At 44.7% G+C, this 13992-nt stretch carries 12 protein-coding genes; 5 read left to right on the plus strand and 7 right to left on the minus strand.

Features of this window, described 5'->3' with window-relative positions; translation table 11 throughout:
• Positions 1-289 precede the first annotated feature (289 nt).
• The 5 genes from wecA (at position 290) to galU (ending at position 5600) form a co-directional block, all read left to right on the plus strand.
• Positions 290-1354: a UDP-N-acetylglucosamine--undecaprenyl-phosphate N-acetylglucosaminephosphotransferase gene (gene wecA, locus CA267_RS13765; RefSeq protein WP_075610680.1), complete on the plus strand. Its 1065-nt coding sequence runs from the start codon at positions 290-292 to the stop codon at positions 1352-1354.
• A 137-nt stretch (positions 1355-1491) separates the two neighbouring features.
• A complete protein-coding gene (locus tag CA267_RS13770) occupies positions 1492-2379 on the plus strand; it encodes a glycosyltransferase (protein WP_075610679.1) in 888 nt (295 codons plus the stop codon).
• Positions 2376-3236, plus strand: a complete 861-nt coding sequence (locus CA267_RS13775; protein ID WP_075610678.1) for a glycosyltransferase family 2 protein — start codon at positions 2376-2378, stop codon at positions 3234-3236. Before CA267_RS13770 ends, CA267_RS13775 begins: the two co-directional genes overlap by 4 nt.
• Positions 3237-3360: 124 nt before the next feature.
• Positions 3361-4710, plus strand: coding sequence for a UDP-glucose dehydrogenase family protein (locus CA267_RS13780; protein WP_075610677.1), 1350 nt, complete (start codon positions 3361-3363; stop codon positions 4708-4710).
• On the plus strand, positions 4707-5600 hold the full coding sequence (gene galU, locus CA267_RS13785) for a UTP--glucose-1-phosphate uridylyltransferase GalU (protein WP_075610676.1): 894 nt from the start codon (positions 4707-4709) through the stop codon (positions 5598-5600). The genes CA267_RS13780 and galU overlap by 4 nt, the downstream gene beginning before the upstream one ends.
• A gap of 731 nt (positions 5601-6331) precedes the next feature.
• Here galU and CA267_RS13790 read toward each other — a convergent pair.
• The 7 genes from CA267_RS13790 to queF all read right to left on the minus strand — a co-directional run bounded on the left by CA267_RS13790 (position 6332) and on the right by queF (position 13964).
• The gene (locus CA267_RS13790; RefSeq protein ID WP_075610675.1) at positions 6332-6652 is read right to left on the minus strand and encodes a ComEA family DNA-binding protein; all 321 of its coding nucleotides are present in this window, start codon (positions 6650-6652) and stop codon (positions 6332-6334) included.
• Between the two features lie 149 nt (positions 6653-6801).
• Complete coding sequence (locus CA267_RS13795; RefSeq protein WP_075610674.1) at positions 6802-7809, minus strand: isocitrate dehydrogenase; 1008 nt, start codon at positions 7807-7809, stop codon at positions 6802-6804.
• Between the two features lie 225 nt (positions 7810-8034).
• Positions 8035-9711 carry a hypothetical protein gene (locus CA267_RS13800; protein ID WP_097349197.1) on the minus strand — a complete coding sequence of 559 codons (1677 nt, stop codon included), beginning with the start codon at positions 9709-9711 and terminating at the stop codon, positions 8035-8037.
• 3 nt (positions 9712-9714) lie between these two features.
• Positions 9715-10089: a DUF3192 domain-containing protein gene (locus CA267_RS13805; protein ID WP_075610672.1), complete on the minus strand. Its 375-nt coding sequence runs from the start codon at positions 10087-10089 to the stop codon at positions 9715-9717.
• 83 nt (positions 10090-10172) lie between these two features.
• Positions 10173-11537 carry a nucleotide 5'-monophosphate nucleosidase PpnN gene (gene ppnN / locus CA267_RS13810; RefSeq protein ID WP_075610671.1) on the minus strand — a complete coding sequence of 455 codons (1365 nt, stop codon included), beginning with the start codon at positions 11535-11537 and terminating at the stop codon, positions 10173-10175.
• Positions 11537-13054 carry a GGDEF domain-containing protein gene (locus tag CA267_RS13815; RefSeq protein ID WP_075610670.1) on the minus strand — a complete coding sequence of 506 codons (1518 nt, stop codon included), beginning with the start codon at positions 13052-13054 and terminating at the stop codon, positions 11537-11539. Before CA267_RS13815 ends, ppnN begins: the two co-directional genes overlap by 1 nt.
• A gap of 70 nt (positions 13055-13124) precedes the next feature.
• On the minus strand, positions 13125-13964 hold the full coding sequence (queF, locus tag CA267_RS13820) for an NADPH-dependent 7-cyano-7-deazaguanine reductase QueF (protein WP_075610823.1): 840 nt from the start codon (positions 13962-13964) through the stop codon (positions 13125-13127).
• Positions 13965-13992 lie beyond the last annotated feature (28 nt).

The following is a 13992-nucleotide window of genomic DNA, read 5'->3' on the forward strand; positions in this document are numbered from 1 at the left end:
CAGAGACTTTTAGTGCGTTTGAAAGAGGAGTTGGTTAAAAAATGGCTTACAACAATAAAAAGTGCGGGCGTAGTCAGGTATTTTATCATTTAGGGCTGGTCAGCTTTTTGAATGTTTACTATCATATGGCGAGATTTCAGATCCAGACTCTCATTACTGGATTACGTCTTGTCTGGCAGAAATAAAATGGAAGTGGTTGTAAAATGGATTGCCCCAGAATTCATAGAACGAAGCGGCAAAATTGCATTGGCAAAAAGAAGTGCCTGGCTACAAGGGACCTTAGATAAGAATGTTTGACTATTTGCAATTTGTACCGTTATTTACGGCTTTTTTTGTTGCGCTGATACTCCTGGTCGTAATGACGCCTCTAGCCCACCAATTCGGATTGGTGGATCAACCCAGCTTTCGCAAACGACATGCTGGTATTGTTCCCCTTACCGGGGGAGTAGCCATTTTTATGGCTGTGTTAGTAGCCAGTGTGGCTACTGATGTGTGGATGAAAAACAACCCCTTATTTTTTACTGCCTCGGCGTTTATTGTTTTATTGGGAATGATGGACGACCGTTTCGAACTCAGCGCGAAAGGACGCTTGGTGTGCCAATTTGGCGTCGCCTCGATTATGGCGTGGAGCGCGCAGAATTACATCACTTCTCTAGGCGATATTATTGGTATCGGAAATGTCACGCTTGGTTTGGGCGGTTATTTTTTCACCATTGTTTGCGTGGTGGGTGTTATCAATGCCTTCAACATGATTGATGGTATTGATGGACTTGCAGGGGGAATGAGCCTCATTGTGCTTTTAACTGTCGTGGGTTTTCTTCTCGCGACAGGCAATGGCGGCGCGATTATGGAACCTCTGATTATTGTGGCCGCGATAGTTCCATTTCTTGCCTTCAATTTGAGCTGGAAGGGTTTCAAGGGCAACAAAATTTTCATGGGTGACGCTGGCAGCATGTTTGTAGGGCTTACGATAGTGTGGCTTTTAGTGGATCATACCCAAGGCAGTTCTGCAGCGTTCAGGCCAATTACGGGGGTGTGGCTAATAGGTTTGCCATTAATGGATATGGCTGCGATCATGTATCGACGTGCGCGAAAAGGACAATCTATGCTGCGTCCTGATCGAAAGCACCTCCATAACATTTTTATGCGAGCGGGACTGAGCTCCAAACAAGCTCTCGTGGCTATCCTTCTACTCGGCTCTTGCTATTGCCTGATCGGCGTACTTGGTGAGTTTTATCGTGTTCCAGAAGCTGTCATGTTCTGGGGTTTTATTGGATTGTTGATGATTTACAGCCTCGTCATCCAGAATATCTGGCAATTGATACGAACCGTTAAAAACTGGCGACACGCTTAAGCGTGTCCAGGGAATTCTTTTTTGAAAGCGGCCACTACTGGTGGCACGCTCCTAAATAGTGCAGGACTCTTTCCCCGTTTTTTGCTATGTTTCCCCCCCTCTAATTTTAACTACTTCTTTAGCTATTGGCGGGTCTTTTGTCTACTTCTTTTAAAATCTTGTCTGATGCAGCTACTTTACCGTCGTGCGATACACTAATCGCAATGGCTGTATATAACGGAGACAGAGTTAACTGGGTTGAACAGGCCGTCAACAGCATTCTTCAGCAAACTCTGGATGCTTTCGTTTTCGTTATTGTTATTGATGGAACCATTCTCGCAGAGCTTATGGAGCTGCTTCTTGCGTTTTCCGAGCGAGACTCCCGAATCGTGTTGCTGCAGAACGAAACCAATATAGGCCTAGCAGCAAGTATGAATAAGGCGATCGAATGGGGTTTTTGTATTTCGCCTAAATATTTCGTTAGAATGGACGCAGATGATGTTTCTAAGCCAGAAAGACTGGAAAGGCAAATCAGTTATTTACAGCATCATGAGCATGTAGCTGTTTTAGGTTCGGGTTTAACTGAAATTGATGAAGAAGGCAATAAAGTGGGGGCGCGGGTAATGCCTGCTTCCCACAAAAAGATTGTCAGAATGCTACCTAGAAGGTGTACACTAAATCATCCTACGGTGACCATTCGGTATGATGTTTTTGCTCAAGGCTTCCGGTATGATGCTGATCTACTAAATACACAAGATTATTTTTTGTGGATAACATTAGCTTCGCACGGTTTTGTTTTTAGGAACCTTAAAGAAAGGTTGCTTGAATTTAGAAGAGTGAACGACTTTTATAAACGCAGAGGGTTTGCTAAGTCTGTTAATGAGTTTAAGGCGCGTATATATGCTATGAAAGCGCTTCGTCGTTTTACCCTTTGGAATGTGACCTACGCGTGTGGCGTGCTTTGTTTACGTTTAATGCCTGCAAAAGTAGTCAAGCTCGCTTACAAGTTTGACCGCTTACTTTTGGAAAAAATTATAAAACATTGAAAGTCGGTGCCGTTATCATTCTTTATCATCCTCAGATCGCGCATCTGGAGAAGATGATAAACAAACTAAATGAGATAAATTGGCCAGTGGTGCTGGTCGATAATTCTCCTGTTCCTCTTTCCCATCAAAATTTCAATGTTAAGTACATCCACTGCCCCGCGAATGTTGGCATAGCCGCAGCACAAAACGAGGGAATTCAGGCGTTACAGGATATGGGCGCAGAATACGGATTGGTGCTGGATCAAGACAGTCAACTAACGGAAGAGTTACTTTTTGGTTTACTCTCCGAATATCAATCTGCGACACATCACTTTACTCAAGTAGCAGCCATTGGACCCATGATTGTCTGTGAGTTTAATAATGCGCCTGTGCAACCGCGACTGCAAAAGGCCTTACAACTTAAAGACGGATTGGCGGAAGTACGTCAAATTATTGCATCGGGTATGCTAATAAATTTATCGATGTTTAATGCAATTGGTAAAAAGGACGAAGCCCTTTTTATTGATGGTGTTGACCACGAATGGTGCTGGAGAGCTCGTTATAAAGGCTTTTCCATTGTCCAATCTCATAATATAAAGATGCGTCATCGTCAAGGAGACGCGCGTCATCGCATACTAGGATTGAACTTTAAGCGCGGTGCGCCAGTAAGATTGTACTATCAGGTACGCAATGTGCTTATACTTTCTCGACGCCAGTACGTTCCCCTATATTGGAAGTGCCGTCACTTACCGGTTTTACCTTTACGTTGGGCGGTAAATAGATGGTGGTTTCCGGAAGGGAAGCTACGTGGACACTATGTTCTGCGAGGTCTGATTGATGGCATTAAAGGCAGGACGGGAAAAATTGACTCTATGTGATGTCACGAGCGTGTCATGAGTCTCCTGTAAAAATGTCGCACTTTCGAGACATTTTTACTTTGGATGTTCCCGACAGGAAAGATTTATTAACTACGACAAAACGGAATGTTTTTAAGGAAGGGTTGTGAAAGTCACAGTTTTCGGTATTGGATATGTAGGTTTAGTACAAGCAGCTGTGCTTGCTGAAGTGGGTCATGAAGTTGTTTGTATTGATGTAGACCAGAACAAAGTGGATAACCTTAAAAATGGTGTTATTCCGATATATGAACCCGGCTTAACACCGTTAGTGACCAGCAACTACGAAGGTGGCAGATTAAGCTTTACTACCGACGCGCAGAAAGGCGTTGAGCACGGCGAACTTATATTTATTGCAGTAGGCACGCCGCCAGACGAAGATGGATCAGCTGATCTCAAGTATGTGTTAGCAGTGGCAAAAACCATTGCTGAGCATATGACTTCCCATAAAATTATTATTAACAAGTCTACGGTGCCAGTTGGCACTGCAGATAAGGTGAAAGCCAAAGTTAACGAAACACTGACCGCGCTGGATAAAAACGTCAGCTTCGATGTGGTATCTAACCCTGAATTCCTTAAAGAGGGAGCTGCGGTAAGTGACTGCATGCGTCCTGATAGAATAGTGCTGGGTACAGATAGTGAAAAAGCAAAAGATAAGCTTCGTGAGTTATATGCGCCTTTTAACCGTAATCACGATAAAGTGATTATCATGGATATTCGCAGCGCCGAGCTCACGAAATATGCGGCTAACTGTATGCTCGCAACCAAAATTAGCTTTATGAACGAAATTGCGAATTTGGCTGAGCTTTTTGGGGCAGATATTGAAAACGTGCGCCGCGGTATAGGTTCAGATCGTCGCATTGGCTACCAGTTTATTTATCCCGGATGCGGCTATGGCGGGTCTTGTTTCCCCAAGGACGTGCAAGCGCTCGTTCGCAGTGCGAATGGGGTCGGGTATAAAGCCCGGATTTTGGAATCAGTAGAAGCGGTAAATTACGAACAGAAAGAAAAGCTTTTTTCCTACATTCAACGCCATTTCAAAGGCGATATTAAAGGGAAGACTGTTGCGCTGTGGGGACTATCGTTTAAACCTAACACCGACGACATGCGCGAAGCGTCGAGTCGTGTATTAATGGAAGCGCTTTGGGAAGCCGGCGCTTGCGTTCAGGCTTACGATCCCGAAGCGATGGAAGAAACCCAAAGGATTTATGGTAGCCGCAGCGACTTAAAACTTATGGGAACTAAGGAATCTGCCCTTGACGGTGCTGACTTCCTGGTTATTGTAACCGAGTGGCAGGCGTTCAGAGCGCCTGACTTTGCGCTAATGAAAGAGAAATTGTCTGAACCGTTAGTGTTTGACGGACGTAACCTGTTTGAACCAGAACGCATGGCAGAATATGGATTAAAGTATTATGCCATCGGTAGAGGACTATCAGTACAAGGAAATTCATCAATATGAGTCAAGTAACGAAAGCAGTTATACCGGTAGCAGGATTGGGAACCAGAATGTTGCCAGCAACAAAGGCCATCCCTAAAGAGATGCTTCCGCTGGTTGACCGCCCAATGATCCAATATGTGGTGAACGAATGCGTGGCTGCCGGATTAAAAGAAATTATTCTTGTTACTCACGCCAGTAAAAACAGTATAGAGAATCACTTCGATACTTCATTTGAGTTAGAAGCGACGCTTGAGAAACGTGTTAAGCGTCAACTGCTTGAAGAGGTTCAATCGATTTGTCCCAAAGATGTGACTATTATGCATGTACGTCAAGGTCATGCTAATGGTCTGGGACATGCAATTCTTTGTGCTCAGCCGTTAGTGGGCGATGCCCCGTTTGCGGTCGTACTGCCGGATGTAATCATTGACGATGTGGCAAGCAATCCGAAGAAGGATAACCTGGCAGACATGGTTGCTAAATTTAATACCAGCCGCGTCAGTCAGGTAATGGTTGAGCAAGTGCCACAAGAAGATATTACCAAGTTTGGCATTGTAGATTTAGAAGGCGCGACGGTAAAACCGGGTGAGTCAGCGAAAATCCATCAAATGGTTGAAAAGCCTGCACTTGAAGAAGCGCCTTCGGACTTGGCAATCGTGGGTCGTTACGTGCTTTCAGAAAGAATCTGGGACATTCTGGAAGTCACTCCTCCAGGTGCCGGCGGTGAAGTGCAACTAACTGACGCCATCGATTCACTGATGAAAATGGAGCAGGTAGACGCTTATTACATGAAGGGAAAAAGCCACGACTGTGGTAGTAAGCTCGGCTATATGAAAGCAAATGTCGAGTACGCGCTACGTCATCCTTCTTTAGGCGCAGAGTTTAAAGAGTATCTGGCGAAATTGAACGGCTAGGTATCTTTAAAAACAATAGCAGGAGTAGTACCTTTAGGCAAAACAGGCTTCTGTTAGGCACCAATTTCCATATCGATCCGAGTGTATGTATTACACTCGGATTTTTTGGTTGTTGAAGCAGAAGTTTTACAACTGAAGTGATTCCTGTTGTAGCGCACAACATAGCGCACTCGCTGTTGACGTATCGTAAGAAGTCAAATCATAGCATCATCTTTCTATGCCCGTTCCATAATGGTAATGACTTCCCATTTCAACGGCTGGCTCGTTTTCTTGAGACCAAGGTCCTTGCATTGCAGTTCGGAAATTACAACTATCTCTTCAGTTAAACATTTTGTATTTAAGCGCTTAGTTAAGGCATGGTGAAGTCCCGCCTAAATTCTAATGTGTGAAGGCTTCCAAACCTCTGGAGCAGGAATGCGTCAGTAGCGTAATCAACTAATGTGTTTGCTGGCTACCGTTACGAAAGCTTACTTATTTTCAGAAAGTACCGGCAATCACTGCCTGCAAGGCTCGTCATAAACCTGTCTTGCTGCTTGTTGCACACCATTTACTTAGGTGACCTTTTTTACCACGAAGGGGCTTCATAGCTCACGGCACAATCAAAATAGGCTTATTTTGAATGAAATTCGGACAGCAAAGGTCAACACGCCATAGAGTGGGTTAAAAGGTTTTTTCAGATAGTAGGTAAATACGAATGTCGCTTCCTGAATATGAGCGACATTCTGAACCGATTATTTTACGGCAATTTTGTCGCGAACTTTTGCCAGCATCTTTTCGCCGATACCTTTAACTTGGGTAAGTTGTTCTACTTCTAAAAATTCCCCCACTTCGTCACGATAGGCGATAATGGCATTTGCTTTACTTTTACCAATACCTGGCAGAGTCATAAGCTCCTCCACTGAGGCCGTATTGAGATTAATGCTTTGTTCTGACGATACACTTGTACTTGTAGCGCTATTTTCTGCTGTTATTGCTGTTTCAGCAGCAACAGCATTCAAACCCGCAAACGAGCTAAAAAATAATGCCAGAAAAATTAATTTTATTTGTTTCATTGTTTCGTCCTTGTTCCTTTTGCCTGTACAACATTGTACAAGGTCAGTGTAAGGCAACAGGCTGACTAAATGAGGATCAGAATTAGGACAGTATTGTAGGTAGGGCGGGTGTAGAAAAGGCAAGCCTGAGGGCTTGCCTTAGGATAAAACTACAGACGATCCAGCAACGCCTGAGTAAATTCGGTAGTGCCGTGCTGTCCGCCAAGATCGCGCGTAGTACGGTCGCCACTTTCAATAACATCTTTTAATGCGGCCCGGATTTTCTCTGCTTTGTCTGCCATTTTCAAGTATTCAAGCATTTGAATTGCGGCAAGAATAACAGAGGTAGGATTGGCAAGATTCTTACCGGCAATATCAGGGGCGGAGCCATGTACCGCTTCAAAAATAGCACAATCTTTGCCGATGTTCGCACCAGGAGCCATACCCAGACCACCCACTAACCCTGCACACAAATCAGACAAAATATCGCCAAACAGGTTAGTGGTAACAATAACGTCAAATTGATGCGGGTTCATGACTAATTGCATGCAGGTGTTATCTACAATCATCTCCGTAGATTCAATATCTGGGTAACGCTCACCGACCTCACGAGCCACTTTTAAAAACAATCCTGAAGTGGATTTCAAAATATTCGCTTTATGAACGGCTGTGACTTTTTTCCGACCTTCCCGGCGAGCAAGTTCATAAGCAAAAGTGACAATTTTTTCAGCGCCATCACGAGTAATTTTGCTTAACGCTTCTGCTTCATTGCCATCTTCTGAGACAACCTGACCCAGACCAGAATACATTCCCTGGGTGTTCTCGCGGACAGTAATAATATCAATATCTTCGTAACGCGCTTTGGTACCTTTAAACGACAGCACCGGACGTACATTCGCATACAATTCAAATTTCTTACGCAAACTTACGTTAATTGAGGTAAAACCCTCACCGACCGGTGTAGTAAGCGGTCCCTTCAGGGCGACCTTATTCTTCGCTATTAAATCCAGCGTGGCCTGAGGAAGTAATTCGCCATGATTTTCCAACGCGACAAGACCTGCGTCGGCGTAATCGTACGCGAAATTGCACTCCACCTTGTCTAAAATTTTGATAGTAGCATCGATGATATCTGGACCAATGCCGTCACCGCGAATGACTGTAATGCGTTGCTGAGTCATGTGGAGGGATCCTCTCGTGATTTTGTTTTCTAAGTCGTCAGGTTGCTATTAAGAATAGCGTTTGTTTTAATTTTATGTGGCGTGCCAGCCCGTTAGTGCGTGATTCAATTTTAAGAGAAATAAAGGCACAGCCAAAACACAAGTATTCTATCTGATGCATCGCTTTAGGCATAGCCTGAAACCTCGTGAGAAACATGAATTTGCTGAATACTCACCATAGAAATATCAGAGCGATAAATGCGTAAATATCTGGTGACTGAACTGCTCCTGCAATATGGCTTCGGTATCTTCATCTAAATTAAGGAGAGTTGAGGCCTGATTTAACGCCTCTTGAGTGTCGCTACAGGGCGGTGATGAAGCAAATAGCCATTTTCTCGACCAGTATAGACTCAGCATAATTATTCCATATTCTCTTTTTATCGACTCGGGACATTCAGCAGGCAGCTTTCCCATCTGAGAAATAATGGCAATATGTAACTGTGGTTGGTGCCAACTCTTGGCTAAGTCTTTGGCTAAATCACTCAATCTCATTCCAGGCGCCAATTTTATCAGGCAATTAATATCGAAGTGCCGCAGTTCACTATGGGGGAAACGACATAAGATTTTCAGCGCGGGTATGGAAAAGAGTGGGCCAGTGAGAAAAGTACTTATTAGTCCGGCCGACTCAGACGTTAACCGTGATTTTGTCATGGTGGCGAGACAGGACGCAACTCCTGCTGCTAACGCACTAAACTGATAGCACGTATGTTCTAAAGGATAAAACCGCTGTGTAAGACGTTGCGTTAACGCCTGCTGTACCAGCATATCGCCAACCCGCTCAAATCCGTAGGTCAGAACTGCCTGCTTCACATCGTTAACCGGTAGCTGCATCCGGTTGTCCTGAGTTGCGGCCTGAGTCAGTGCTTTTGAAAATAAAGGTTCCTGTGTTACCTCTGTCACTAAAGTGGGAATATCAGTATCGCTTTTATGAAGCATATCGATGATGCGTAAAAGCCGTGCCGGTGGATAACTCACTGGAAACGTTAGCGCATAAGGCCAGTCCGGTGACTGGAGCGCTTTACATTCATGAGTGTACTTTTCTGCGTACTTTGACCAGTTTGCCAATGTGACTGTAGAGGTCGCTTCGTAGCACAATTCTTCGCTTGAGAGTGTAATAAACTCTGGCGGTGCGTGGGCGTGAAACCTCACTGCGCCAAGACATTTTTTGCTCACCGTTAACAAAATTATCCGGTCGCCATGATATACACACTGAGAGCCAGGTAAGTACTCGCCGGGAAATGATAACCATTGCGCCATAAGCGTATGAAACCGCGCCGGTATATAAGAAACAATTTGCCGAATAATCTGGCTAAGCGGCTGTTTAGGACTTTCCTTCGCAATGTAAGCTGCAAGTAAAAACCATCGCTGACTGTCATTAAGCGCACCACTGGTTATAAAGCTGATGCTGCGCTCATGATTGACTAAGCGATGGGTTTTAATAATATCCCGCCATAAGCTAAGCTTTAAACGAGCGCACTTTTGCGCTAACAGATTAACAAGCCTACTTTTCTTTCCGTCTATAATATCAGCATGACCATCTGGAGGAAGACAGGCTGTTAAGCAAAACGATGCGCCTATCAGATGTTGCGCATAATGCTCGTTAAGCTGACTGCGATAGCTGAGGATCGCTATTATCAATGCCGTTTTGAAAGCGGGAATATGGATTATTGATTTGTCGTGCGCTGCGGCTGCAAATGCAGATAATGCAGCGTCTGGATGGTGGCGAGCAAAATGTAGAGTGGCTTTAGCGGCTTTAAGGCCGCTTTCAACCGGATTAACTTTATCTACACCCGATGTAGCGGCTTGCGTTGCTCGATTAGTCAGTAATACTAGCTGGCGGTATTCGTCTGTAATCAATGACAACCTCTAACTGTTTAAATAGCTTTGATAAGCTCCTTCACCCCAGGCAATAAGTTGCTCATTTTCGAACAGTAGCGGCGTGCACTCATCCTGCGTTGTCAAGCCATCCGCGCGTACATGTTGGGTACGGTAGAACATCACCTGAATAGTCGTGCTGTTTTCCAATTTTGCTTCTGTGATATCAGGAGACCCAAGTAAAGCGAGCACCTCTTCTCGCGTACTGCCGAGTCTTAGTTTGGTGATCTGAACCTTGTTATATTGTTCTCGGTCCTGCCAATCCATATTTTCAGGTTTGTCAGGATAAAAAGAGATAACCAAAAAAACAAACAGGGCATACGCCGCAGCACCCAGCACTATCAGCCGGAAAACCTTACTATTCATCCTTCTTCACTATTCACATCGGAGTACAACCAGTGTACCCCAAAAGGAACAAAATAAGGAATGCTAAATCGTAACCACTTACGTCAATTTGCCCGGCTGATCGTATAACAGGGGCGATATTCACTGCCTGGAAGCTTCATACGTTGCTGCGCCACAAAAGATTTAAGCAAGTTATCGATTCTTGCCATCATTTCCGGCTCGCCGGTAAGATGGAAAGGACCGTGTTCCTTAATTTGCTTCACCCCTTCAGCTTTCACATTACCTGCCACTATTCCCGAAAATGCCTGACGCAATACCACTGCTAAGTCTGCAACGCTCTGATCATGATGAAGCGGCAGTTCGCTCATGGTTTTATGGGTGGGGATGAACGGGTGCTGGAATGGTTCGTCAATCTTTAACGACCAGTTAAAACTAAAAGCATCGCCCATTTCTAACCGATATTGCTCCACTTTCTTTAATCCAGCCACCATGGTTCTGGCAACTTCTACTGGATTATCGACAATAACCGTGTATTTACTCTGGGCCTCTTTGCCTAGTGTCTGACCAATAAATTCATCAATAGCGGCAAAATAAGCTTCAGTGCCAGCAGGGCCGGTTAGTATCACGGGAAAAGGTTGTTGAGCATTACGCTCGTTCATCAAAATACCCAGCAGGTAAAGTAGCTCCTCAGCAGTCCCCACGCCCCCGGGGAAGATAATAATTCCGTGCGCAAACCGCACAAAAGCTTCAAGGCGCTTTTCAATATCGGGCATAATGACAAGTTCATTTACAATCGCGTTGGGAGGCTCAGCCGCAATAATGCTCGGTTCAGAAATACCAATGTATCGCCCATTTTTATACCGTTGTTTCGCATGACCAATGGTGGCGCCTTTCATGGGGCCTTTCATTGCACCAGGACCACAGCCAGTGCATATATTCAGCTCTCGCAACCCTAATTGATAGCCAACTTCTTTGGTATATTTATACTCGGTTTGATTGATGGAATGGCCACCCCAGCACACCACCGTGTTCAGTTCATCGTTGCCTTCTAATGCCTGAGCATGGCGCAGCATATCAAAAACCATATCGGTAATGCTGGGGCCATCGGCGGGAGTATTCTGCTTAATGAAAGCGTATTTATTCCCCATGAATAGCATATCGCGCAGTACCGCAAACAAATGTTCATGTACCCCGCGCACCAGCCTTTTATCAACAAAACCGACTTCAGGAGGATTAATTAATTCAATTTTCACGCCACGTTCGCGACGAATTAATTTCACATCAAAATCGTCATAGGGAGCAAACAGCGCTTCGTAATTATCTTCGTCTACACCGCTGTTAAGCACGGCAAGACAACAATTGCGAAACAGTTCGTATAATTTGCTGTTGGTAGTATCCTGAAGTTGTGCCACCTCTAACTGAGATAACTGACTCATCCATCCCACTGGATTTAACTGCACTTTATTCATTAACTTTTGTCCTGATCTGTGACCACACAATTGCGACCGGAATGTTTTGCCTGATAAAGATGTTTATCAGCGCGTTCAAACACATCTTCCGGCGATTCATTGTTCTTAAAGCTGGCGCCGCCGAAAGATGCTGAAATGGAAATCTTTTCCTCTTTGAACTTAAACGGAATTTTTTCCAGGGTAGTTCTCAATAATTCCAGTTTTTCTACCAATGCTGACGCATCTGTGCCGGGAAATAACAAGACAAATTCCTCGCCACCCCAACGCGCGATAAAATCCTGCTCATCAAGGACGCTGCGAAAATGTTTGCCCACCACCTGCAGAGTTTTATCGCCTGCGGCATGGCCGAATTTATCATTAATTGACTTAAAATGATCGAGATCGGCTATGGCTAAAGCCAAGGGTAGACCGCTTTGTTGCGCTAATTCGGCTTCCTGTTGCAGGCGATCATTGTAGGCCTGACGATTAGGTAATCGGGTGAGCGTATCGGTGTGACTGGAAATCAGTTGTTCAGCTAACTTACGCCGATAAAATTGCGTCTGCTTTTGCAAATGAACAAGCTGGCCCTGCATGGCGGTTAATAACGACATCAGCGCTTCCTGCTCTCTTTTTTCTGCTTCTTCCCGATGATCCAGCGACGAAGCAATAGTCGAAACGTGAGCCTGAGCCTGCTGCTTTAAAGTCTCTAGCGATGGACTCTGTTTTAATGCATCTTCAATAGAATCAAGCTGGGTTCTAATTTGATGATCGGTACGTTGGCGTGCGGCAAAACTTAGCTGTGACTGCTCAATGCTGGTGTTAACGTTTTTATTCAAAGAACCCAGCGCACTATGAAGGCTCTGTATCACTTTACCTGTTAAACTGGCTTCTGATAGCGAGTCATTCACTACCAGTCGGATAATCATGAGGCAAGACTTTAGCAATTCCTCTTCAGTCATCCCCTCAGCCAGCTTGCTGCGCAAATTCGCCAGTTGTTCATCATCTGGAAGTTTACTGGCATAGGTATCGATAAGCTGGTTTAATTCGGCAAGAATTGCTTTGTATAAATGATCAGAAGGCGGCTTGTCTTCAGGTCGCTTAACTGAATCATCAATATTATCTGGAAGTCTCTTAATATGAGAAAACAGGTTTGCAACCTCAACACACAGCGCCTGTAGCGCAAACAGATTAGCGATTGGCTGGTGTAGCGCCACCAGCACTTGCGCGCTTTTTTGTTTAACTTGAATGTCTTGCTTGAATACTGTTTGATACGCTTTTACAGCTTGCTCTAGCTGTGAAACCGTATCGCCAGTATATTTTTTAATATTGGCCTGCGCAGATTGAATTTCTCTATTTAGCTTATTGATACTCAAAGCGGCCAACGTAAAATTAGGCTGGCCCGCCAAGTGCCCTCGCAAAATCTGTAATTCAGTGTCCAGTGGAGTCGAAAAACCTTCGTAAAACTTGGACAGGCGAGTAATGGACTGCGCAAGAATTTCTCCATGTTGTTTTATGGATTGTAGTTGATTGGACTCCATCACTTTCCTTTCTGATTACTAACTGCCTGAGGGTCTCTGCTCCATTTGTGACGCAGAGCGTTAAATGCGCTTACTGCCTGGCAAGACGATGATTAGGATAGGGGAGCTCGAAATTCGAGCGAAATGGATTAATATCCAAGCCACCGCGACGGGTATAACGAGCGTACACCGTCAGCTTTTTCGGCTGACAGCGCGCCAGAATATCGCAAAAAATACGTTCTACGCATTGTTCATGAAACTCATTGTGTTGACGGAATCCGATTAAATAGCGCAGTAGCGATTCTTCGTTAATCTTCTGCCCCTCATATTTAATAAGAATGCTTGCCCAATCCGGCTGGCTGGTAATAAGGCAGTTTGACTTTAGCAGATGGCTTATCAACGTCTCGGCGGCTGAGTCATCCTCACACCACAATGACTGATTCTCTGGCGTGTAGTTGGTTACTTCAATATCGAGATCATCAATAACCTTGCCAGAAAACTCCTGTATTTTAAGACCGGTAAATTTCTCCGGCAGCACTACCGCCGCATAGACCTGCTCCCCGGCACAACCAGATAAATCTTTCGTCAAGGTTTGTTGTACCGATTCTACAGAGGAAAACCGGGTTTGGTTAAAACTGTTTAAATACAACTTAAACGACTTAGACTCAATAAGGTTTGGTGACGTAACCGGGACGCTGCACTCCAGCATCGCCACCTGCGGCTTTCCTTTTGCATTTAGCCAGGACAGTTCATAGCCTGTCCAAACATCACTGCCGGAAAAAGGAATGGCATCCTCATCTAGACCAATAGCATCTCTGCCCAAGGAACGCGGGACAGATTGAAGCAAGGCGGGGTTGTAAACCGTCTCATATTCCACGGTCTTTCCCAGCGTTAAATGCGTTGGAAGTGTAAAGGTAGTTGAGCTGTTCATAATCACCATTTAAAAAATAGCAACCTCA

This window comes from Alteromonas pelagimontana (genome assembly GCF_002499975.2).
In the GTDB taxonomy this organism is placed as follows: Bacteria; Pseudomonadota; Gammaproteobacteria; order Enterobacterales; family Alteromonadaceae; genus Alteromonas; species Alteromonas pelagimontana.